Raw genomic sequence first — 21,237 nt, 5'->3', positions numbered from 1 at the left:
AGGCCCAGAGCCTCGTTCATTGGTTAGCGCTCGCTCTGGGGACCCAGCATGCGATACAGGGTGCGATCCCCCTTGATCCTGTGATGGTAGAGGGCGGCGGCCACGTGCAGCAGGACCAGCGCAGCCAGCGCCAGGCAGCCGAGGCGATGGACGCCAAAGAAGAAGGCGTTGATCTCCGGTGAGCCGATCGGGTTGGCGACCGGGTAGAGCCAGAACAGGGAGTAGCCCTGCTCCAGCATCAGGAAGCCGCTCAGCAGCACCACAAACATCAGGCCGTAGAGCAGGGCGTGCGCCAGCCTGGCGGCGGGATGGTGAGGCTGGGTCTGATCTTCGGGCAGGGGCGCGCGCCAGTGCCGCCAGCCCCAGCGCAGCAGGAAGAGCGGGGTGATCAGGGTCGCCATCGACATGTTCAGCACCGACAGAAACTGAAACAGCCTGGGGTGGCTGTCGATCACCAGGTGCATCAGGTAGCCCGCCAGGGTGGCGTAGAGGATGACGGCGGCCATCAGCCAGTGCAGCAGGCGGCTCAGGGGGTCATAGTAGTGTTTCGTCATGGGATTTTTCCGACTGGGGCCCAGGGTGCAGAGAGGCACAGGGAGCCCGGATGACAGGCACAAAAAAGAGGCCGCTCGGGCCTCTTCTGCTTGCGGGGGATCAGTTCACCAGGGTCCAGGCATCCTGCCAGTTGGTGCCCACGCCGGGCTCATACTGGGTCGCCGTGCTGGTCCAGATAGTGCACCAGCCGCTGTAGGGGTAGGGCTTGCACTGGTAGATCTTGCCATCTTTCGGCTGCAGCACCTTGGTGCCTGCTGCATAGGATTTGAGTCCCTCCGGGAAGCTGTACTGGTAGTCACCGCCGCTGGCGGGATCCTTGAACATCAGGTCCAGGGTCTGCTGCAGGGGGGCACCGCCCGCCTTCGGCTTGCCCTCGATCACCAGCTGGTGGTGGCCGGCGCTCAGACCGCCGACCGCCATGGTGAAGCTCTGGCTGCTGTCCTTGATGTCGGCGCCGGTCTGGCCCTTGGCGGCGCCGCCATGGTCATACAGGGTGTTGGTGACCGCGAGATCCCCCTCGGCCGTGACGGTGAAGTTGAGGGTGACCTTGCCGTTGTCGAGCAGGTATTCGCTCTCCAGCCCGCTCACGCTGATGCTGTTGCCCACCGGGGGTTGCTGCTGCTCGAGCTGGACCTCGACCCGCTGCAGGTTGCTGCCCGCCTTCAGGTAGACCGGGTTCTGGCCGTAGACCGGGTTGAACTGACCATCTGTGCCCTGCTGGCCTGCGCGGATCTGGCTCTGCTCGGCGTTGATCCTGGCGGCCAGATCGTGGGCCCAGTTGTTCTTCTGACCCTGCTCGGCGGAGCCTATGGTCAGCACTGTCTGCAGATCGGTGCGCTCGCCGTTGGCGTCGAATACCCGGGTCTTGGCCTTGTCGCCGACCACCAGATCGGTGGAGGGGTAGATGGTCCCGCCCTGGCTCCAGGTCAGCGGCGGCTGGGTGCCGCCATCGAACTGGGCGTCGATGAGGTTGTAGAAGCTGTTGGCGGTATCGCCCACCTCCCAGACCCCGAGGATGACCTGGTAGCCGGTGCGCGCCGGCAGGGTGCACTGATGGGTGACCTGCTTGGGCGGTTGCACCATGCCCCCGTCGATGACGCAGAACGGATTGAGATCGAAGGAGTCCCTGGTCAGGGGCTGGCTCGGGTTCCACTCCTGCTTGGTGAGGTAGTAGCGCCAGTTGCGGGTCACGTGGTTGGCGGTGAAGGTCCAGCCGATGGCGAAGGGCCCGGCCTGCACCTGGCGTTTGGTCCAGCGATCGCTGGTCTGGACATCGAGTTCACCGAATTGCGGATGCCCGGCCGAGGCGATCTGGCCGTCGGCGGGGCCGCCATCGGGGAAGCCGGACGGCGCCTCCAGGCTCTGGGGCTCCCATTGAATGGCGCCACACTGGCTGTTGCCGCCGGTCTTGCACAGATAGTTGCGCCCTTCCGGCTGGCTGATGTAACCGTGGGCGAGCACGCCGCCGCTGGCCAGCAGCGCCAGCGCCGCGGCCACATGATTGAGTTGAATTTTTGCTGCCATACATTCCTCTGTTCGGTGATGTGGGCAGTCAAGTTGGCAGGGGAATTCCCCGTGACACACCTGGGTGTGGCAACCCCGCTATCCTGGACGACATGTCTTTAGACCGGAGGCTTTGCGTCCTGGCCTTTCAACCAGTTTGCCAAATGACTACATAAAGGGTCAGGGTGCCGCCCTTGAGGACGGCGCCACCATGATGGCTTCTTTTGATTAAATTATTAAGTGTAAATCTTTACAGCTTGACCTCATCGGAGTAGAGCAAACACTTAACACTCTGTTTTTAAAATTATATTTAATTCATCAAGTTGGGTTTTGTTTCGCCAGCTCAGTAAAAAGATGCAAAATCGCGACATTTTTCATCAATGAAAAAATCCCCTGCCGGCGAGGCCGGCAGGGGATGGGACTGTGTCAGACGGTCAGTGGTGCGGGTACTGGTCTGGGCGGCGGGTGGACGAGGGGCGCGGGGCCTGACCGGGCGCCAGATCCCGGGGGAGGCCATTGCCGAGCCTGAACACCGCCAGCCGCTCGTCCAGGCTGCGCGACAGTCCGGCCAGCAGCTCGCTCTCCTGGGCCAGCTGGGAGGCGGCCTGGGACATCTCGAGCGCCGAGTCGTTGATGCCGTTGACGTTGCGGTTCATGTCTTCCGCCACCATGCTCTGCTGCTCCGCCGCCGTAGCTATCTGGGTCGCCATGTCGCTCACGTGCTGGATGTGGTTGACGATGAGGGAGAGATCCTGCCCCGCCTTCTCGGACTGGCCGACGCTGCTCTCCGCCAGCTTGCGGCTGGCATCCATGGCGCTGGCGGCGGTCACCGCCCGCTGCTGCAACTGGGTGATGGTGCTCTGGATCTCCTCGGTGGAGTGGCGGGTGCGGCTGGCCAGCTGGCGCACCTCGTCGGCCACCACGGCGAAGCCGCGACCCTGCTCGCCGGCCCGGGCCGCCTCTATGGCGGCGTTGAGGGCCAGCAGATTGGTCTGATCCGAGATGGCGCTGATGACGGCGGTCACCTCCCCTATCTGCATCACCCCCTCCTTGAGTCGATTGACCTGATGGGTAGCCTGCTCCACCTCGGTGGCGAGCGCCTGGATGCCGTGCACGCTGGCGTGGACGTCTTCGTTGCCGAGCCCGGCCTCGCTGGTGGCGTCCCGGGTGTCGCGGGCGGTGTTCTCGGCGTGGCCCGCCACATCCGAGATGGTGGCGCTCATCTCGTTCATGGCGGTGGCGAGCTGGGCCAGCTGATCCCGCTGGCTGTTGACCGCCTGGTTGGTCTGCTCGGCGGAGGCGGCGATGCGCAGGGCGGCATCCGCCACGTTGCGGGCCCCCTGGCTGGCTTCCAGCAGGGCGCGGCGAATGGCGTCCAGCCCCTGATTGGTGCTGGTGGCGACGGCCCCCAGCTCATCCTTGCCATGCACCGGGATGCTCACCACCAGATCCCCGGCCGCCACCTGGGCCATGGCCCCCTTGATCTCGGCGAGCGGCCTGACGATGGAGCGGCTGATGGCCACTCCAAGCCACCCCATCAGCAGGATCACCAGCAGGGTGGCCCCTCCCATCAGCTCATACTGGGACCAGATGGTGGCCTCTATGTCCTGCAGCAGCACGCCCGAGCCCAGGATCCAGCCCCAGGGCTGGTAGCCGGCCACCAGGGACATCTTCTGGGCCGCCTCGCCGGAGGGGGAGAGCCACTGGTACTCCAGGCGGCCCTGATGGCCGCCCTTGCCGAGATCCACCATGCGCTGCCAGTGGGATTCGGCGGGTGTCCCGCCCATCTGCTGGCCGACCAGCTCGGGCTTGGCAGGGTGCACCACCACCCGGCGATCCTCGTCCAGCACGAACAGATAGTTGTCCCCATCGAAGCGCATGCTGTCGAGCATGGCCTTGGCTTGTGCCTGGGCCTCTGGGGCGGGCAGGGTGGCGGCCAGGGTCTGGATCCGGCTCATGGCGAGATCCAGCACCGCCTGCAATCTGGCTTCCCGCTCACTCATCAGGTTGCGATGCAGGGCACTGGCGGAGATGAGCAGCAGTGCGATGAAGCCGACCAGCGCTACCGAGAGCAGCAGCATCAGTTTGCGACTCACGGCGATATCACCGAGCTTGAACATAGTCTTTTCCTTCTTTCCCGTGCGGATCTGGTGAGGGCCAGTCAGCTGGCTGGCCTTGATTGTTTTGCGTTTAACATTTATTTAACTTTCAAGAGGTTGTGATGGTTGATTGCCAATTGAGTGTGTTGGCAACCAGTATAGCCAGCAGACAGAAACCCTCGCTTTTGGTAGCGTGGTCTGGCGCATCCCGGCGCACCATTTGCCGGCTCTATTTGCAGGAAGTGTGAATGAGTTGGCATTTCACCAAAAAGGAGTGGGCGCCCACGTGGCCGCCCCATAACAAGAGGGAATTTATGAGTTCCATTGCCAGGAATTACTTGAACCAGCTCAACGCCGACTACCTGCGAGTACACAGGCGCAAGGAGGATCTCTTCTGGTCCACCTACATGGGCATCAGCGACGATCAGGCCGGCTTCACCGCCGCCGAGCAGGCCTACAAGGCGTTCTGCGCCGATCCTACTCGTCTGCCGGTGCTGCGGGAGATGCTTGCCCAGGCCGAGGAAGAAGAGCTCAAGCGCGGTCTGGGAGGCTGGACAGCCTTCTTCGAATGCAACGTCATCGAAGACCCGGCCGCCGCCGCCCTGATGGACGAGCTGGTGGCCGCCGAGGCGGATCTGTTCGCCCGCCGCAAGGGGCTCAGGCTCACCCTGCTGGACGAGCAGGGCCAACAAGTGGCCGGCAGCCTGCCCGCCGCCAGCACGGCGCTGGCCGCAAGTAGCGACGAGGCGGTGCGCCAGAGTGCGCTCGCCATGTTCCACACCCTGGAGCAGTGGGTGGTCGGCAACGGCTTTCTCGAGGTGGTGGCCCTGCGCAACCGCTTCGCCCGAGCCATGGGCTATCGGGACTACTTCGACTACAAGGTGCACAAGAACGAGCAGATGAGCCCAGAGCAGCTGTTCGCCGTGCTCGACGACTTCATCGCCCGCACCGAGCAGCGGGTGCACCAGAGCCTGGCGGAGCTGAAAGCCGCCAAGGGGGAGGCGGCCCTGCTGCCCCACAACCTGAGCTACAGCGTGAGCGGCGACGTGACCCGCCAGCTCGACCCCTATGTGCCCTTCTCCCGGGCGCTGAAGGATTGGGTCCAGAGCTTCCGCCGCCTCGGCATCCAGTATCGCGGCGCCACCCTGACCCTGGATCTGCTGACCCGGGAGGGAAAATACGAGAACGGCTTCTGCCATGGTCCTGTGCCGAGCTTCTGGCAGGAGGGGGAGTGGGTCCCGGCGGTGGTCAACTTCACCAGCCTGGCGGATCCGGCCCAGGTGGGCAGCGGCTGGAGCGGCCTCAACACCCTGTTCCACGAGGGGGGCCATGCGGCGCACTTTGCCAACGTCACCGGCAACGCCCCCTGCTTCTCCCAGGAGTTTCCCCCCACCTCCATGGCCTATGCCGAGACCCAGTCCATGTTCTGCGACAGCCTGCTGGACGACGCCGACTGGCTCAAGGGCTACGCCAGGAACGCGGCGGGGGAGGCGATTCCCGACGATCTCATCAAGGGGATGATAGAGGCGCGCCAGCCATTTCGGGCCTTCAACGAGCGCCAGATAGCGCTGGTGGCCTACTTCGAGCGGGATCTCTACGCCATGGCAGAGAGCGAGCGCACTCCCGAGGCGGTGCTGGCGCTGGCCCGCCGCTGGGAGCGCCAGATCCTGGGGGTGGAGAGTCCGCGTCCGCTGCTGGCCATTCCGCACCTGCTGAATCAGGAGTCGGCCTGCGCCTATCACGGCTACCTGCTGGCGCTGATGGCGGTGGAGCAGACCCGAGCCTACTTCCTGGCGCGCGACGGCTACCTCACCGACAACCCGCGCATCGGGCCGGATCTGGCCGCCCACTACTGGGGGCCGGGCAACGGCATGACCCACGATGAGACGCTGCGCAGCCTCACTGGGGAAGGCTTCAGCGCCGCTCCCCTGGCCGAGGCGTGCAACCAGAGCGTGGCACAGGCGTGGGCGACGGCCGCAGCCTGCATGACGGCGGCGAGCCAGCGCCCGCCGGCAGGGGGGGGGACGCCCCTCGACGCCCACATCCGGGTGATGCACGGCGCCGAGCTGATAGCCGACAACCTCGAGTCGGAGACCCGCATGCTGGCCGACTTCGAGGCCTGGATCCGCCAGCATTATCAGGGCGAGCCCGCCGCCGCCCGGTGAGGCGCGCCTCGACCAGCAAGCCCTGCCCATCGGCAGGGCTTGTTCATTTCAGCGGGAAGCAAGTTAGCTGAGGCGAGATCTTTGCCGCGGTTGTGGGCGGGGCGCAAGATGCGTCTGTTTTTTGCGCCATCTATCTGTTTTGGCTATTAATTATGGTGATGCGCAGAGGCTTTGGCTGAGCGCTGGCGAGGCGGGTCACAGATATGTTTCTCTGGATATATTGAGTATTCACGGCGATCCCATATCATGGCGCTCGCTCGCCGCCAGAGAGTGGCGACATTCAGATGATTAGCTAAATACAAAGCCCTGAAGGCTTGTCGAGGGATGGAAATTGAGAGCCGTATTGTTGTGTTTGCTGGGGCTGTGGCCCGCATTGAGTTTTGCCACCCTGTCCGCCGACATGGTGGTGGTCAAGAAGTCGAGCTATAGCCTGACCCTGATGAAGGATGGCAAGCCGGTCAAGCGCTATTGGGTCGCCCTGGGTCCGGCTCCCAAGGGGCACAAGCAGCAGGAAGGGGATCAGCGTACCCCGGAAGGGCGCTACACCCTCGACTACAAGAAGAGCAATTCCGGCTTCTACAAGGCTATCCACATCAACTACCCGAATCTGGACGACATCAAGCGTGCCAACGAGCTGGGCGTGCGCCCAGGCGGCATGATCATGATCCATGGTCAGCTCAACCGCATGGGGGATCGCAGGGTACAGCCGTCCAACTGGACCAATGGCTGCATCGCCGTGCTCAACCACGAGATGGACGAGATCTGGAACGCCGTCGAGCCTGGCACCCCCATCATCATCGAGCCCTGATCCTCGCCCCTCACGCCCGCTGCCCAGTGGGCGTTTTATTTCCGCCCTGGATGGCGTGACAGCCCATCCCGCGCCGTGCTAGTTTTTCCGGCTCGCGTTGGAAGTCACAAGGATGATCCCATGATGTCAGGAACGAGCCTCCCCGCGCCCGAGCGCACGGGGGGGCTCTGGTGGCGCGCCACCCTGGATATTATCCCCCTCTCCATTTCCGTGATCCCCTGGGGGATACTGTGCGGTGCCCTGGCGTTGCAGGCGGGCCTGAGCCCGGTGCAGGCCCAGCTGATGTCGCTGCTGGTCTATGCCGGCGCCGCCCAGCTCTCGGCCACCACCCTGTTCGGGGCGGGCACCCCCTTGCTGCCCATCATGGGTTCCACCATGGTCATCACCTCCCAGCATCTGCTCTACGGCTTCACCTTCCGCCGGGACGTGCTGCCGCTCTCCCTGCGCTGGCGCGCCAGCCTCGCCTTCTTCCTGACCGACGAGATGTTCGCGGTGGCACTCAAGGACAGGGAGCGCCACGGCGTCTTCAACCCCGCCTATGCCCTGATCGCGGGCTTCGTGTTCTACCTGTTCTGGAACCTGGCGACCCTGCTCGGCATCGCCGCCGGCCAGTACATCGAGGGGCTGGACAAGATGGGGCTGGACTTTGCCATCGCCGCCACCTTCATCGCCATGACCATACCCGCCATGAAGAACCTGCCCATGGTGGCGGCGACTGTGGTGAGCGGCGGCACTGCGCTGCTCACCAAGCCGCTGCTGGCGGAGATCCACATCATCATCTCGGCCCTGGCTGGCATGGTGGTGGGCTATGTATTGCACCGGATGAGGAGATGACCATGGGCTGGCTGATGATTGGCCTGCTGGCCCTGATCACCTTCTTCAACCGCTTCGCCTTCTTCTCGCGGCTGACCCGCTATCAGCCCGGTGCCGAGATGGGGGCCTTCCTCAGCTTCTCGGCCCAGTCGGTGCTGACCGCCATCTGGCTGCCCATCGTCTTCAGCTATGAGCCGGGCAAGGGACTGGAGTGGGATCCGGACTACCTGGCCGCGACCCTGCTGGTGACGGTGCTGACCCTGCTGCGGCTGCCGACCCTGGTGGTGGTGGTGGTCGGCATGGGGGGCTTCTTCCTGCTGCGCTGGCAGGGGGGACTGGCGGCGCTGCTGCCCTGGTTGGGTTGAGCCGTGATCCGACATAACGGATGTCTCTATCAGACATCCGTTATGTTATGAATGTCACTTCAAAAAAGGCCTCTCGAGTGTGAGGATTTAGGCATCATCCGCCAAGGAGTTTCCCATGTCCCTCACCGCCAGCTGCCAGCGCATAGTGCGCGACCCCCTGCTCTCACCCGCTCAGAAGAGCCATGCCCTGGCGCTTGCCGCCGAGAATGCGCTGCCCTATCCCGCGCTGCCTGCCGAGGTGGCCGAGGCGATGGCGCAAGGGGTGCTGTGCGACATGTTCGAGGGACATGCCCCCTACAAGCCACGCTATGTGCTGCCGGACTACCAGAAGTTCCTGCGCCAGGGCTCCTCCTGGCTGGAGCTGGCGCCGCCACGGGATTTCGACGAGGCCCTGGATGCCCTGCGCATCCTCTATCACCATGTGCCCTCGGTCACCGGCATGCCGGTCTGGCTGGGGCGCCTCGATCACCTGCTGCTGCCCTTCGTCGGGGAGCTGGATGACGAGACGCTGTATCGCAAGCTGAAAGGCTTCTGGATCTACCTGGACAGGGTGCTGCCGGATGCCTTCATGCACGTCAACCTAGGCCCCGACGACAACAGGATCTGCCGCCTGATCCTGCGCATCGACGGAGAACTCAAGCAGGTGGCGCCGAACCTCAGCCTGTTTCACGATCCCGCATCGACCCCGGACAGTCTGCTGATGCAGGGGGTGCAGAACATAGCCCTGTGCGGCAAGCCCCACATCGTCAACTACCCGATCCACAGGGAGACCTTCGACGAGCGCGGCTTTGGCATCGTCAGCTGCTACAACGCCCTGCCGCTCGGGGGCGGCGCCAATACCCTGGTGCGCCTCTCCCTCAAGGGGATGGCCGAGCAGAGCGCCGACCTCGAGGAGTTCATGACGCGCTGGCTGCCCCACTACTGCGAGCAGGCCTCCCGGCTCATCGAGGCAAGGGCCGCCTTCCTGCACGAAGAGTCCGGCTTCTTCGCCAGCTTCCTGGTGGAGGAGGGCTTGATCGAGGAGGCGCGTTTCGTCCCCATGTTCGGCATCTTTGGCATGGCGGAGGCGGTGAACCTGCTGATGGATAAGGCGGGGCTGCCCGGACGCTATGGCCACGACGAGGGGGCGAACCAGCTCGGCCATCGCATCTCGGCCCGGCTCTCGGCCTGGGTGACGGCCCGGCCCCAGCCCCACGCCTGGGGCGGGCGTGCCCTGCTGCACTCCCAGGGCGGGCTCAGCCTGGACCAGGGGGTCACCCCCGGGGTGCGCATCCCTTATGGGGAGGAGCCGGATCCCGCCAGTCACCTGCTGGCCCTGGCGCCGCACCACGGCTACTACCACTCCGGGATCAGCGAGATCCTGACCCTGGATCCCACCATACGCCAGAACCCGCAGGCGCTGCTGCAGCTCTGCAAGGGGGCCTTCGCCCTCGGCATGCGCGAATTCAGTGCCAACGTGGCGGACAGCGATTTGGTGCGGGTGACCGGCTACATGATCCGCAAGAGCGACCTGGCCCGCTTCGCCGCCGAAGGGTCGCGGTTGCAGACCACCTGCCTCGGCGCCGAGGCGAGCGAGCTGACCGGGATCCGCCAGCGGGCGCCGCGGGTGCTGGGCCTTGAGGCAAGCCTGTGTGACTACTGAGGATGACAAGGGGAGGCGCACGGCGACGGTCAGTCGCTGGCTGCCCTTCTCCTGCGTGGATGGGCCGGGCAACCGGCTGGTGCTCTTCCTGCAGGGGTGCAACTTTCGCTGCCCTGGCTGCCACAACCCCCACACCATAGGGCGGTGCGATCACTGTGGCGACTGTGTGCCCGGCTGCCCGAGCGGGGCCCTGACGCTGGTCGAGGGCCGCCCTGGCGAGAGAAGAGTGCGCTGGCAGGCGTCGCTCTGCACCGATTGCGACCGCTGCCTGGATGCCTGTCCCCGCAGCGCCAGCCCCAAGACCCACCCGATGTCGGTGGCCGAGGTGCTGGCCCTGCTGCGGCGCTACGGCCCGCTGCTCAACGGCCTCACAGTCTCCGGCGGCGAGGCGACCACCCAGCTGCCGTTCGTGATCGCGCTGTTTGCGGCCATCAAGGCCGCGCCGGATCTGGCCCACCTGAGCTGCCTGCTCGACAGCAACGGATCCCTTGGCGAAACTGGCTGGCAGCGGCTGCTGCCGGTGCTGGACGGCGCCATGATCGATCTCAAGGGGTGGTGCGAGTCGGTGCATCACTCGCTCACCGGCCAGGGCCGCGAGCGGGTGCTGGCGTCACTGCAACTGCTGGCGCAGGCGGGCAAGCTGGCGGAAGTGCGGCTGCTCCATGTACCGGGGCGCACTGATTTCATCGATGCAGATGGCAAGCTGGAGGCGGGCCTGGCCAGCTTTCTGCAAAGCCTGGGGCCCGTCCCCATTCGTCTCAACGGCTTTCGCCATCACGGGGTGCGCGGGGAGGCGACGCTCTGGCAGGAAGCCGCCATGGAGGAGCTTGAGAGGTTGTCCAACGCATTGAAGGTGAAAGGATTTGGCCCTGTTTCCCTGCCGCCGCTGTGACGGGCGCCGAATGTTCTGCCTCCTGAGACCCGATATGACGCAACTGTGAAGTCTGTCTATTTGGTGTGCGCAACGTGGCGGCTAGAATGGGAAAACCGCCCACCATCAACAGATACCCATGAGTGAAGCCAACTCCATATATCGAGTGCAGTTTATTTGTCACAACGAGCGTTACGAGGTCTATGTCAGGGACGTGAATCAGGGCCAGCTGTTTGGCTTCATCGAGATCGCGAACTTCGTGTGGGACAACCACACGGCGCTCATCGTCGATCCCAGCCACGAGAAGCTCAAGAGTGAGTTTGCCGACGTCAACCGCACCCTGATCCCCATGCACCAGGTGCTGCGCATCGATCAGGTGCGCAAGCAGGGGGCTGCCCGCATCACGGAGCTTGGCAACAACGTCGCCTCCTTCCCGAGCCCCATCTACACCAAGAAGCCCTGAGCCCCCCGGGCACTCTCAGGCACCCAGCTCCCGTGCGAGCTGCAGGATCCGCTGGCGGAACCAGTGCAGGGCGGGATCTTCCCCCAGGGGGCCGTACCACACCAGGCTGTGGGTCACGGCGCCGTAATCGAAGGGGACGGGCCGGCTCACCAGCCCGGACGGCCTGGCCTGCCCGGCCCAGCCGTCGATGGCGGTGAGGATGAGATCGCTCTGGCGCAGCAGGGCGGTGGCACTGCCAAAGTCCGGCAGGGTCGCACCAATCTGGCGCCTTACCTGGCGCTGGGCCAGGCTCTGCTCGAAGAAGGGGTCGGCCAGCTCGCTGTCGCGAATGACGATATGGCGCCAGCTTAAGTAAGCATCCAGATCCCAGGGCTGATCCTGCGCCGGATGATCCGCGCGCAGCAGGCAGACCAGCTTGTCTTCCCACAGCGTCTCCCATACCAGGCCAGGCTGGCTGGGCAGGGGCTGGCTCTGATCGTGGGGCAGGATCACGAAGTCGAGCTTGCCCGCCGCCAGCGCCGCCAGTCCCTGCTGATCCTTGTTCCAGATGACGGGCACCAGCCCGGGCACCTCCCGCATCAATTTCCCCAGCACGGGCCCCATGGGCCAGATCATGCTGCTCTCCCGCATCGCCAGATTCAGCTCCCCCTGCCAGCTGGCGGGGTTGAAGCCCTCCGGACTGGTGAGGCCGTTCAGCTCGCTCAGCAGCCGGCGCAGGCTGGGGCCGAGCCGCTCGGCAAAGGGGGTCAGCAACAGCTGGTTGCCCTGGCGGTAGAGCAGCTGATCCCCCAGCAGCTCCCGCAGCTGGTTGAGGGTCTTGCTGACGGTGGAGGGGGTGGTGCAGAGACGCTCGGCGCTGCGGGTGACGCTCTGGGTGTCCAGCAGCAGGTGCAGGGTCACCAGATGGCGTCCGCCGAGGCGTGAGAGCGCGATGAGATCCATGAAACCTCCCGGGATGAAGCCCGTGCGGGCGAGGATGAGGGGGGCGTCTGCCCTTCCAGCCGGAGCAAACAAAAAGCCCCGCCTGAGCGGGGCATGGGGCTTAACCCTTGAGCACGGCGGCCATGGCATCCGCCACGTAGTCGACGTTGCGGCTGTTGAGGCCCGCCACGCACATGCGGCCGGAGCGCACCAGATAGACGGCGAACTCCTCGCGCAGGCGGTCCACCTGCTCCGGCGTGAAGCCGGTGTAGCTGAACATGCCGCGCTGGCTGATGAAGTAGCCGAAGTCGCGGCCCGGCACCTTGGCGCTCAGCACCTCGAACAGCTTCTGGCGCATGGCCTTGATGCGGGTGCGCATCTCGGTCACCTCGCCGACCCAGAGGGCGTGCAGCTCGGGCTGGCTCATCACGGCCGCGGCTACCTGACCACCGTGAGTGGGGGGGCTGGAGTAGTTGCGGCGCACAGTGGCCTTCATCTGGCCCAGCACCCGGCTCGCCTCTTCGGCATCCTGGCAGATGACCGACAGACCGCCGCAGCGCTCGCCGTAGAAGGAGAGGTTCTTGGAGAAGGAGTTGCTGACGAAGAAGCTGACACCGGCGGCCACCATGGCGCGGATGGCGTAGGCATCCTCTTCCAGCCCGTCGCCGAAGCCCTGATAGGCGATATCCATAAAGGGGATCAGGTTCTTCTCGACCACCAGGGCGATCACCTGGTCCCACTGGGCGCGGGAGAGATCCACCCCGGTCGGGTTGTGACAGCAGGGGTGCAGCAGCACTATGCTTTTCGCCGGCAGGGTGCCGAGGCAGTCGATCATGGTGTCGAACTGCACGCCGCCGGTGGCCGCGTCGTAGTAGGGGTAGTCGTGCACCTTGATGCCGGCCCCCTCGAACATGGCCTTGTGGTTGTCCCAGGTCGGATTGCTGACCCACACCTCGGAGGTCGGGAAGTAGCGCTTGAGCAGATCGGCGCCGATCTTCAGGGCGCCGGAGCCGCCTATGGTCTGGATAGTGGCGATGCGACCCGCCTTGACCGCCTCGTGATCGGCGCCAAACAGCAGGTGCTGTACCGCGGTGCGGTAGTTGGCGGCCCCTTCCATCGGCTGATAGGGGCGCGGCGCCGGCGCGGCTGCACGCTGGGCTTCGGCCTGCTGCACCGAGGGCAGCAGCGGAATGCGGCCCTGCTCGTCGTAATAGAGGCCGATCCCCAGGTTCACCTTCTGCTCGCGGGTGTCTTTGTGGAAGGTCTCGACGAGCGTGAGTATGGGGTCGCCAGCATAGGCATCGACGTGTTCAAACATGGGGGGTCCTTGAAGTTGACTGTCCAATTTTCGCCGGCCCTGGGCCGGGGCCGTTATCATGGCGTAATCTGGAAGTGGCCTCAAGTTGTTCGGCATGGCGGCAAGGATGACAGCTGTTGTCGTAGCAAGCGGGCGGCGTGGTTCCTGCAGAATCTGCCAGCCATGACATTAATCCCCCCCATTTTGGCCGCTGAGGATGCCTTTTATAGTGTCACTTGGATAACATTGTCGTGCATATGGCACTCAATCATGAGAGTCACCCGGTTGCCAGGAGCTCATGCAGGGCCACCTGAGACAAGTGATCAGTTGCATAATAAACCGAGAATTTTCTGACAACACATTGCAGTGTGCCTGGGTCCCGTTGCGGGGCCCCACCATAACGGGTGACCCATCGCCGATGACTCGACACGTTTCTAATGCCTCTTCCCCCTGGCTGGACTGGCACGGCCTGGGTGGCTGGAATATCTATTTCCTTGCCAAGTTTGCCCTGCTCTGGGCGGGCTACCTCAATTTCCATCCCCTGATCAACCTGGTGTTTGCCGCCTTCCTGATCTTCCCTCTGCCCCGGGCTGGGCTGCGGCGCATCCGGCACTGGCTGGCACTGCCTGTCGGGGTGGGGATCTTCTATCACGACACCTGGCTGCCGGGCATGGAGAGCATTCGCGCCCAGGGGGCGCAGGTCTTCTCCTTCACCCTGGATTACTGGCTTGAGCTGCTCGGCCGCTTCATCAATTGGGAGATGGTCGGCGCCGGCTTCGTGATGCTGACCCTCTATCTGTTCATCGCCCAGTGGCTGCGCTTCACCCCCTGGATCCTGCTGGCCCTGCTCTGGCTGTGGCTCTCGCCCCTGGTGGGGGATCCCTTTGCTTCGCAGGCAACCCGGGTCGCCAGCACCGACAAGGGCCGCGAGCCGACGGCCGAGCCTGAGGACAAGCAGGTATCCATGGCGGAGCAGCTGGATCAGAGCGCGCCGCCGACCAACCAGAATCTCAATGCCTACCTCGACAGCTTCTATGCGCAGGAGCGGGACAGGGTCGTGGATTTCCCGCAGCAGTTGCCAGCGGATGCGGCCCCCTTCGACGTGCTCATCATCAACATCTGCTCCCTGGCCTGGAGCGACGTGACGGCCAGCGATCTGATGGCTCACCCCATAGGTCGCCACCTGGACCTGATGTTCAAGCACTTCAACTCGGCCACCTCCTACAGCGGCCCGAGCTCCATCCGTCTGCTGCGGGCCAGTTGCGGACAGACCAGCCATCAGGGGCTCTACACGACAGCGCCCAGCCAGTGCCTGCTGTTTGACAACCTGGCCCAGCTCGGGTTTGAGAAGCAGGTCGCCATGGATCACTCGGGGGCATTCGGCAACTACCTCAAGGATCTGCAGCAGTATGCCAGCCTGGATGTCCCCCTCATGAGCAAGGAGGGGATGCCCCACGATCTCGCCTCCTTCGATGGGGAGCCCATCTATCGGGATGATGCCCTGTTCGCCCGCTGGCTGAGTGAGCGGCAGAAGAGCAAGGCCGAACGCAATGTGACCTTTTTCAACCTCATCGCCCTGCACGACGGCAACCGCTACGCGGCCACCCGCCAGATTGCCCCCTACAAGGCGCGACTGCAGACCCTGCTCGATCAACTGGATCAGTTCCTCACCTCGCTGGAGCAGTCTGGTCGCAAGGTGGCGGTGATCCTGGTGCCCGAGCACGGGGCGGCCATCGCCGGTGACAAGATGCAGATGGCCGGTCTGCGGGACATCCCCAGTCCCAGCATCACCCAGGTGCCGGTCGGGGTTGCCCTGATCGGTGCCAAGGGCGGCCATGGAGCGACCAAGGCCATAGACACACCCAGCAGCTTCCTGGCCATCTCTGAGCTCGTCTCGCGCCTGGTCGGCGGCAACACCTTCGGCAGTGCCACCATAGATTGGGACGGGCTGCTCAAGGGATTGCCCGAGACGCCAGCGGTCTCGGAGAACCAGGGCTCGGTCGTGCTCGAATATCAGGGCAAGTACCACATCAAGCTGGGGGAGGGGGACTGGGTCCCCTATCCCCTATGACACCGGAGGCTGAGATGCAGAGTGAACGGCGACCCGTGACGCCCACCCCCTTCGGTGTGCCGGTCGAAGGCGGCATGATGAGCGATGTGGCCATGGTGCAGCAGGCCTTCGGCGTGAGCCTCTCCTATCAGGACATCGCCTTCAGGGAGCGGCTCGTCGCCTTGCGCGAGCGCTTCCCCCTGCTGGCGGAGCTGGAGATGAGGGGGCCTGAATGAATTGCGTTGCCCTGCAAGGGATCCGTGGCGGCGTGGGCACCAGCTCCCTCGTCGCCGGCCTGGCGCTGGCGGCCCGGGAGCAGGGGGCCCGGGTGCTGGCGGTGGATCTGTGCCATGACAACCTGCTTGGCATCCATCTGGGGTTGCCCCATGCCGATGCCAGGGGCTGGAGCCGGCTGGCGGATCCGGCCCGGGAGTGGCGCTCGGCACTCTATCACTATGAGGAGGGGCTGGATCTGCTGCCCCATGGCGGCCAGCCGGGGGCATCCGCAGGGGAGTGGCTGCAGGCCCTCGACGGTTATGATCTGGTGCTGCTGGATCTGCCCCTGGGTCCGGCTCCCGCGCTCCCTTGCCGGCTGCTGACCATAGTCAATGCCGATGCCAACTGCCATGTGCGGCTCCACCGCCATGCCTGGGCGGCCGGGGAGCGATTGCTGGTGACCCAGTTCAGCAGCCGCCGGGCCCTGCAGCAGGATCTGCTGGATCTCTGGCAGGCGGCCGGCCTGCCCCTGCTCGGCCTGCGGCTGCACCGGGACGAGGCGATGGCCGAAGCCATGGCCGCCAAGCAGCCGGTGGGCCGCTATGCCCCCACCAGCCTGATCGCCCACGAGCTGGCCTCCCTGGCCAGCTGGTGTCTGGGCGCCGGGGGCGACGACCCATGCTAGCCCGGCTGTTGACGCCGACGGCGAGCCTCTGGTGCTCCCGGCACTACCAGGGGCTGCGCCGCCAGGGCGGCTCCCGGCTGGGATCCGCCGGTCTGACCCTGGTGTGGCTGCTGGCCTGGACCCTGTTCCCCCTGGAGCGCCATGGCTGGCAGTGGGTGCTGAGCCATGCAGAGGGGCTCTATCCCCACCTGGCCCGGCCCCGGGTCGGGGATCCCCTGCGCATCCTGTTGCAGAGTCTCTGGATCATAGTGCGCCGTCCCAGGCCGATTCCCCTGCGCTGGCCCGCCTCCTGGCAGCGTGCCTGGCAGTGGGGCACCCAGGCCCTCGGCCGCTTCCTGATCCGGCAGGAAGAGAAGGGGCTGGCGGCGGCCAGGGCCACCCCCAGGGAGGCGCGCTGGAAGAGCGTGCTGCTGTGCGCGGTGGCCGGCACCCTCTCCCTGCTCTGCATCACCCAGCCATTCACCCTCGAGGCCCAGCTGGTGTTCGTCATCATGCTGATGGGGATGGCCTTCATCCTGCGCGCCGTGCCGGGCCGCTACCCCATGCTGATGATGATGGTGCTCTCCCTCACCGTCTCCTGCCGCTACATCTGGTGGCGCTACACCTCCACCCTGGACTGGTTCGATCCCGTCAGCCTCACCTGCGGCCTCTTGCTGCTGGCCGCCGAGACCTATGCCTGGATAGTGCTGCTGCTCGGCTACTGGCAGACGGCCTGGCCGCTGAATCGCCCCCCGGCGCCCTTGCCGGCGGACCCGGCACAGTGGCCCAGCGTGGATCTGATGATCCCCACCTACAACGAGGATCTCGCCATCGTCAAGGGCACAGTCTACGCGGCCCTGGCCCTCGACTGGCCCGCCGACAAGTTGACCGTCTGGCTGCTCGATGACGGGGACAGAGCATCGTTTCGCGCCTTCGCCGAAGAGGCGGGGATCCGCTATGTGGCGCGGCCGACCCACGAGCACGCCAAGGCCGGCAACATCAACTACGCGCTCAGGCAGGCGAGCGGGGATCTGGTCGCCATCTTCGACTGCGATCACCTGCCGACCCGATCCTTCCTGCAGATGACGGTGGGCTGGTTCTACCGGGATCCCAGGCTGGGGGTGGTGCAGACTCCCCATCACTTCTTCTCCGCCGATCCGTTCGAGCACAACCTGCAGCGGTTTCGCAAGATGCCGAACGAGGGGGCGCTGTTCTACGGCCTGGTACAGGATGGCAACGACATGTGGGACGCCAGCTTCTTCTGCGGCTCCTGCGCCGTCATCAAGCGCTCTGCCCTGGACGAGATCGGCGGCATCGCGGTGGAGACGGTCACCGAGGATGCCCACACCTCGTTGCGGCTGCACCGCCTTGGCTACACCTCCGCCTATATCCGCATCCCCCTGGCGGCGGGGCTGGCCACCGAGAGTCTCTCAGCCCACATAGGGCAGCGCATCCGCTGGGCGCGCGGCATGGTGCAGATCCTGCGCCTGGACAACCCCCTGTTTGGCAAGGGGCTCAACCTGGGGCAGCGGCTCTGCTACTTCAACGCCATGCTGCACTTCCTGTCGGGCATACCGCGCCTCATCTTCCTGACGGCGCCACTCGCCTTCCTGATCCTGCACGCCTACATCATCTATGCCCCGGCGGCGGCCATTGCCCTCTACATGCTGCCGCACATCTTCCACAGCGCCCTGACCAACTCCCGGCTGCAGGGCAAGGTGCGCCACTCCTTCTGGGGGGAGGTCTACGAGACTGTGCTGGCCTGGTATATAGCCAGGCCGACCACGGTGGCGCTGTTTGCCCCCCACAAGGGCAAGTTCAACGTCACCGCCAAGGGGGGCATGACGGAGGAGGTGTATCTGGATCTGTCGGTCTCCAGGCCCTATCTGATCCTGATCCTGCTCAACCTGTGCGGGCTGGGCTACGGCATCTGGCGCATCTGTACCGGCCCGGCCGACGAGGTGCTGACCCTGATCCTCAGCATGCTGTGGACCCTCTACAACATGACCATACTGGGCGGGGCGCTGGCGGTTGCGTTCGAGTCGCGACAGGTGCGCACCAACCCCAGGGTGGAGATGGTGATGCCGGCGGCCATCAAGCTGGCCAACGGCCACCTCTACCCCTGCACCGTCAAGGACTACTCCAATGGCGGGGTCGGCGTCCTGCTCGAGGACGCCCTGCCCCTGGCCGACAAGGAGAGGGTCTGGCTGCTGCTGCGCCACGGCCAGCGGGAGCAGGCCTTCGCCGCCAAGGTGCAGCGGGTGTTCGGCCGCAAGCTGGGGCTGGAGCTGGAGCCCATGGAGCAGGCCCAGCACATCGCCTTCATCCAGTGCACCTTCGCCCGGGCCGACACCTGGTCCCTGTGGCAGCAGCGCCTCGGCAAGGATCGCCCGCTCCACAGCCTGCTCGACATCACGCTGCTTGGCTGGGGAGCCTACTGGCGCCTGGCGCGCACCTCACCCATAGGCTTTGTTTGTATCCTGCTTGAGAAGCTGGCTCGCTGGCTGCTCTCTTTCGTTCCTCGTCGCGTCTCGCCGGATTTCCGGTCCGGGGCTCCGACCACACAGACAGTGAAAGGATGATGAAACCACAACGCTACCTTATCCCTCTCCTGCTGATGACGCAGAGTGCGCTGGCCGCCGAGGCCGGCGGCCCCTTGCCACCGGTGCCCGCGCCGGTGCGCAGTCAGGACCTGAGTTTCGAACAGATGTCCTCCTCTCCGGGCACCCTCTCCCTGCGTGGCAATGCCCCTGACGGTCAGGCGGACTTCACGGTGCGGCGGGACGAGGTGGTCACCCGGGCCAGCCTGGATCTCGACTTCACTCCGTCCCCCTCCTTGCTGCCGCTGCTCTCCCAGATCAAGGTCTACCTCAATGACGAGCTGATGGGGGTCACCGCCCTCACCAAGGAGCAGATGGGGGAGCGTACCCATGCCCGCATCGAGCTGGATCCGCGCTACGCCAAGGACTTCAACCGGATCAAGGTGAGCTTCGTCGGCCACTACCAGAAGGTGTGCGAGAACCCGGCGAGCGATACCCTGTGGCTCAACGTCAACCGGGACAGCAAGTTGAGCCTGCAACTGCAGACCCTGCCGGTGCGCAACGAGCTCTCCTTCTTCCCCATGCCGTTCCTCGACGTGCGGGACAATGGCAAGCTGATCCTGCCCATGGTGTTCAGCGGCACAGTCCCGCTCCTGCAACAGCAGGCGGCGGCCGTGCTGGCCTCCTGGTTCGGCACCAAGGCCCAGTGGCGGGGCCAGCACTTCCCGGTGCTCATCAACCAGCTGCCGGATCGCAACGGGGTGATCTTCGCCACCAACGACGCCCGTCCCGACTTCCTGGTCGACTACCCCAAGGTGAAGGGGCCCACCATCGACATGATCAGTTCCCCGGACAACCCCTATGTGAAGCTGCTGCTGATCCTGGGACGGGATCAGCAGGATCTGCTGACCGCGGCCAAGGGGCTGGCTCAGGGGGAGGTGCTGCTGCGCGGCCAGAGCGTGCTGGTGGACGAGGTGAAACCCCTGGCCCCGCGCCAGCCTTATGATGCCCCCAACTGGGTGCGGCTCGATCGCAAGATGCGGTTCGACGAGCTGACGGACTATCCGGGCCAGCTGCAGGCGACGGGCAGCCGGCTCTGGCCCATGAGCCTGACGCTGCGGCTGCCGCCGGATCTCTATCTGCTGGGCGCCAACGGCATCAAGGCGGATCTCAAGTACCACAACACGGCACCGATCCAGCGGGATGGCTCCCGCCTGGACGTGGCGGTCAACGGCCAGTTCATGAAATCCTTCCCGCTCGAGCCGGGTGAGGCCAAGAGCGAGCAGTTGCTCACCCTGCCGCTCTGGTTCGCCGCCGATGACGACGCCACTGTGCTGCGCATGCCCGGGCTCAAGACTACCCAGTCCAACAGCCTGAGCTTCTCGTTTGAATATGCCAGGGAGATGAAGGGGGGCAATGAGAACGGCCGCTGCGATCTGGTGCTGCCCCCCGCCCACCAGGTGCGCATCGACGAGGGCTCCACCATCGACTTCAGCGGCTATCGCCACTTCATCGAGATGCCGAACCTCAAGGCGTTCGCCTATGCGGGCTTCCCGTTCAGCCGGATGGCGGATCTTGCCGACAGCCAGGTGGTCATGCCCGCCAGGGCGCACCCGGCGCAGATCACCACATTGCTCGATGCGGTGGGAGCCATCGGGGCTGAGACCGGTTATCCGGCCCTCTCCCTGCGAGTCCTGGATGACTGGGAGCAGGCCCGTACCGCCGATCTGGATACCCTGCTCATCGGCACCCTGCCCGAGGAGTTTCAGGGGGATCTGGCGCCAGACGCCCTGCTGCAGGCCACCCGCAGCTGGGTCAACGAGCCGACCCGCCAGCACCAGGGGGATCTGCTGCACAGCATGGCCGATCGCCAGCCCCAGGCCAGGGTCGGCATGACGGGCAACCGCGCCATCGCCGTCATCCTGGGCCTGCAGTCGCCGACCCACGAGCAGCGCAGCCTGGTGGCCCTGCTGGCCGACGGTCCGGCCGGGGTCAGGCTGCTCAACGAGACCCTGCAAAACGCCACCCTGCGCGGCCAGGTCGCGGGCTCTGTGGCCATCATCCGGGAGTCCGGGGTGAAGAGCCTGGAGGTCGGGGATCGTTATGAGGTGGGCTATCTGCCCTGGTGGGAGCGAGTCTGGCAGCTGTTTGCCGAGTACCCGCTGCGCCTCGCCGGACTGACGCTGCTCTGCATGCTGGTGCTGGGCTGGGGCCTGCGGGTGCTGCTGGCCGGTGCCAGCCGTAGCCGCCTGAAGGAAGATTAAG

The 21,237-nt window shown here is 65.2% G+C and carries 17 protein-coding genes and 1 riboswitch; of the genes, 12 read left to right on the top strand and 5 right to left on the bottom strand.

Annotated elements, in window-relative coordinates; translation table 11 throughout:
• Positions 1 to 23: 23 nt before the first annotated feature.
• The 3 genes from AC3WR3_RS19735 to AC3WR3_RS19725 all read right to left on the bottom strand — a co-directional run bounded on the left by AC3WR3_RS19735 (position 24) and on the right by AC3WR3_RS19725 (position 4,178).
• Positions 24 to 554, bottom strand: a complete 531-nt coding sequence (locus AC3WR3_RS19735) for a cytochrome b (protein WP_492293106.1) — start codon at positions 552 to 554, stop codon at positions 24 to 26.
• A 100-nt stretch (positions 555 to 654) separates the two neighbouring features.
• Positions 655 to 2,079: an N-acetylglucosamine-binding protein GbpA gene (gene gbpA / locus AC3WR3_RS19730; RefSeq protein ID WP_492293104.1), complete on the bottom strand. Its 1,425-nt coding sequence runs from the start codon at positions 2,077 to 2,079 to the stop codon at positions 655 to 657.
• Positions 2,080 to 2,144: 65 nt separating this feature from the next.
• A riboswitch (cyclic di-GMP riboswitch) is annotated at positions 2,145 to 2,230 on the bottom strand.
• A 262-nt stretch (positions 2,231 to 2,492) separates the two neighbouring features.
• Positions 2,493 to 4,178 (bottom strand): methyl-accepting chemotaxis protein, encoded by a 1,686-nt coding sequence (locus tag AC3WR3_RS19725; protein ID WP_427230336.1) that lies wholly within the window; start codon positions 4,176 to 4,178, stop codon positions 2,493 to 2,495.
• A 293-nt stretch (positions 4,179 to 4,471) separates the two neighbouring features.
• On the opposite strand from AC3WR3_RS19725, the gene AC3WR3_RS19720 reads away from it, so the two are divergent.
• The 7 genes from AC3WR3_RS19720 (at position 4,472) to AC3WR3_RS19690 (ending at position 11,284) form a co-directional block, all read left to right on the top strand.
• A complete protein-coding gene (locus tag AC3WR3_RS19720) occupies positions 4,472 to 6,322 on the top strand; it encodes a M3 family metallopeptidase (protein WP_492293102.1) in 1,851 nt (616 codons plus the stop codon).
• A gap of 331 nt (positions 6,323 to 6,653) precedes the next feature.
• The gene (locus AC3WR3_RS19715; RefSeq protein ID WP_025325761.1) at positions 6,654 to 7,130 is read left to right on the top strand and encodes a L,D-transpeptidase family protein; all 477 of its coding nucleotides are present in this window, start codon (positions 6,654 to 6,656) and stop codon (positions 7,128 to 7,130) included.
• A 120-nt stretch (positions 7,131 to 7,250) separates the two neighbouring features.
• Positions 7,251 to 7,964, top strand: coding sequence for an AzlC family ABC transporter permease (locus AC3WR3_RS19710; RefSeq protein ID WP_492293099.1), 714 nt, complete (start codon positions 7,251 to 7,253; stop codon positions 7,962 to 7,964).
• Positions 7,965 to 7,966: 2 nt separating this feature from the next.
• Entirely contained in the window at positions 7,967 to 8,308 is a 342-nt protein-coding gene (locus AC3WR3_RS19705; protein ID WP_139439610.1) for an AzlD domain-containing protein, read from the top strand.
• Positions 8,309 to 8,423: 115 nt separating this feature from the next.
• Positions 8,424 to 9,950: a YjjI family glycine radical enzyme gene (locus tag AC3WR3_RS19700; RefSeq protein ID WP_492293097.1), complete on the top strand. Its 1,527-nt coding sequence runs from the start codon at positions 8,424 to 8,426 to the stop codon at positions 9,948 to 9,950.
• Complete coding sequence (locus AC3WR3_RS19695; RefSeq protein WP_492293095.1) at positions 9,940 to 10,842, top strand: YjjW family glycine radical enzyme activase; 903 nt, start codon at positions 9,940 to 9,942, stop codon at positions 10,840 to 10,842. The genes AC3WR3_RS19700 and AC3WR3_RS19695 overlap by 11 nt, the downstream gene beginning before the upstream one ends.
• Positions 10,843 to 10,960: 118 nt before the next feature.
• A complete protein-coding gene (locus AC3WR3_RS19690) occupies positions 10,961 to 11,284 on the top strand; it encodes a DUF1820 family protein (protein ID WP_492293093.1) in 324 nt (107 codons plus the stop codon).
• 15 nt (positions 11,285 to 11,299) lie between these two features.
• Here AC3WR3_RS19690 and AC3WR3_RS19685 read toward each other — a convergent pair whose 3' ends face one another.
• Positions 11,300 to 12,226, bottom strand: coding sequence for a LysR family transcriptional regulator (locus tag AC3WR3_RS19685; protein WP_492293092.1), 927 nt, complete (start codon positions 12,224 to 12,226; stop codon positions 11,300 to 11,302).
• Between the two features lie 100 nt (positions 12,227 to 12,326).
• The gene (locus tag AC3WR3_RS19680) at positions 12,327 to 13,523 is read right to left on the bottom strand and encodes an amino acid aminotransferase (protein WP_404837749.1); all 1,197 of its coding nucleotides are present in this window, start codon (positions 13,521 to 13,523) and stop codon (positions 12,327 to 12,329) included.
• Between the two features lie 397 nt (positions 13,524 to 13,920).
• Between AC3WR3_RS19680 and bcsG the strand changes: the two genes are divergently transcribed.
• From bcsG to bcsB, 5 genes are read left to right on the top strand one after another with little or no spacing between them, the layout of a single operon-like run.
• Complete coding sequence (gene bcsG, locus AC3WR3_RS19675; RefSeq protein ID WP_492293089.1) at positions 13,921 to 15,573, top strand: cellulose biosynthesis protein BcsG; 1,653 nt, start codon at positions 13,921 to 13,923, stop codon at positions 15,571 to 15,573.
• 14 nt (positions 15,574 to 15,587) lie between these two features.
• On the top strand, positions 15,588 to 15,788 hold the full coding sequence (gene bcsR / locus AC3WR3_RS19670; protein WP_041998134.1) for a cellulose biosynthesis protein BcsR: 201 nt from the start codon (positions 15,588 to 15,590) through the stop codon (positions 15,786 to 15,788).
• The gene (bcsQ, locus tag AC3WR3_RS19665) at positions 15,785 to 16,453 is read left to right on the top strand and encodes a cellulose biosynthesis protein BcsQ (RefSeq protein WP_492293087.1); all 669 of its coding nucleotides are present in this window, start codon (positions 15,785 to 15,787) and stop codon (positions 16,451 to 16,453) included. Before bcsR ends, bcsQ begins: the two co-directional genes overlap by 4 nt.
• Positions 16,447 to 19,014, top strand: coding sequence for a UDP-forming cellulose synthase catalytic subunit (bcsA, locus tag AC3WR3_RS19660; protein WP_492293085.1), 2,568 nt, complete (start codon positions 16,447 to 16,449; stop codon positions 19,012 to 19,014). The genes bcsQ and bcsA overlap by 7 nt, the downstream gene beginning before the upstream one ends.
• The gene (gene bcsB, locus AC3WR3_RS19655) at positions 19,014 to 21,236 is read left to right on the top strand and encodes a cellulose biosynthesis cyclic di-GMP-binding regulatory protein BcsB (protein WP_492293083.1); all 2,223 of its coding nucleotides are present in this window, start codon (positions 19,014 to 19,016) and stop codon (positions 21,234 to 21,236) included. Before bcsA ends, bcsB begins: the two co-directional genes overlap by 1 nt.
• The last annotated feature ends 1 nt before the right edge of the window (position 21,237 follow it).

It is taken from the genome of Aeromonas sp. EU05-FHT14A05 (assembly GCF_058791175.1).
The sequence above is the reverse complement of the archived record's forward strand: the minus strand, read 5'-3'. Positions and strand labels throughout refer to the sequence as shown.

Bases quoted from the DNA above. Each gene is read 5' to 3' on its own strand.
- AC3WR3_RS19735 (WP_492293106.1), bottom strand. From the start codon at position 554: ATGACGAAACACTACTATGACCCCCTGAGCCGCCTGCTGCACTGGCTG.
- gbpA (WP_492293104.1), bottom strand. From the start codon at position 2,079: ATGGCAGCAAAAATTCAACTCAATCATGTGGCCGCGGCGCTGGCGCTG.
- AC3WR3_RS19725 (WP_427230336.1), bottom strand. From the start codon at position 4,178: ATGTTCAAGCTCGGTGATATCGCCGTGAGTCGCAAACTGATGCTGCTG.
- AC3WR3_RS19720 (WP_492293102.1), top strand. From the start codon at position 4,472: ATGAGTTCCATTGCCAGGAATTACTTGAACCAGCTCAACGCCGACTAC.
- AC3WR3_RS19710 (WP_492293099.1), top strand. From the start codon at position 7,251: ATGATGTCAGGAACGAGCCTCCCCGCGCCCGAGCGCACGGGGGGGCTC.
- AC3WR3_RS19705 (WP_139439610.1), top strand. From the start codon at position 7,967: ATGGGCTGGCTGATGATTGGCCTGCTGGCCCTGATCACCTTCTTCAAC.
- AC3WR3_RS19700 (WP_492293097.1), top strand. From the start codon at position 8,424: ATGTCCCTCACCGCCAGCTGCCAGCGCATAGTGCGCGACCCCCTGCTC.
- AC3WR3_RS19690 (WP_492293093.1), top strand. From the start codon at position 10,961: ATGAGTGAAGCCAACTCCATATATCGAGTGCAGTTTATTTGTCACAAC.
- AC3WR3_RS19685 (WP_492293092.1), bottom strand. From the start codon at position 12,226: ATGGATCTCATCGCGCTCTCACGCCTCGGCGGACGCCATCTGGTGACC.
- AC3WR3_RS19680 (WP_404837749.1), bottom strand. From the start codon at position 13,523: ATGTTTGAACACGTCGATGCCTATGCTGGCGACCCCATACTCACGCTC.
- bcsG (WP_492293089.1), top strand. From the start codon at position 13,921: ATGACTCGACACGTTTCTAATGCCTCTTCCCCCTGGCTGGACTGGCAC.
- bcsR (WP_041998134.1), top strand. From the start codon at position 15,588: ATGCAGAGTGAACGGCGACCCGTGACGCCCACCCCCTTCGGTGTGCCG.
- bcsQ (WP_492293087.1), top strand. From the start codon at position 15,785: ATGAATTGCGTTGCCCTGCAAGGGATCCGTGGCGGCGTGGGCACCAGC.
- bcsA (WP_492293085.1), top strand. From the start codon at position 16,447: ATGCTAGCCCGGCTGTTGACGCCGACGGCGAGCCTCTGGTGCTCCCGG.
- bcsB (WP_492293083.1), top strand. From the start codon at position 19,014: ATGAAACCACAACGCTACCTTATCCCTCTCCTGCTGATGACGCAGAGT.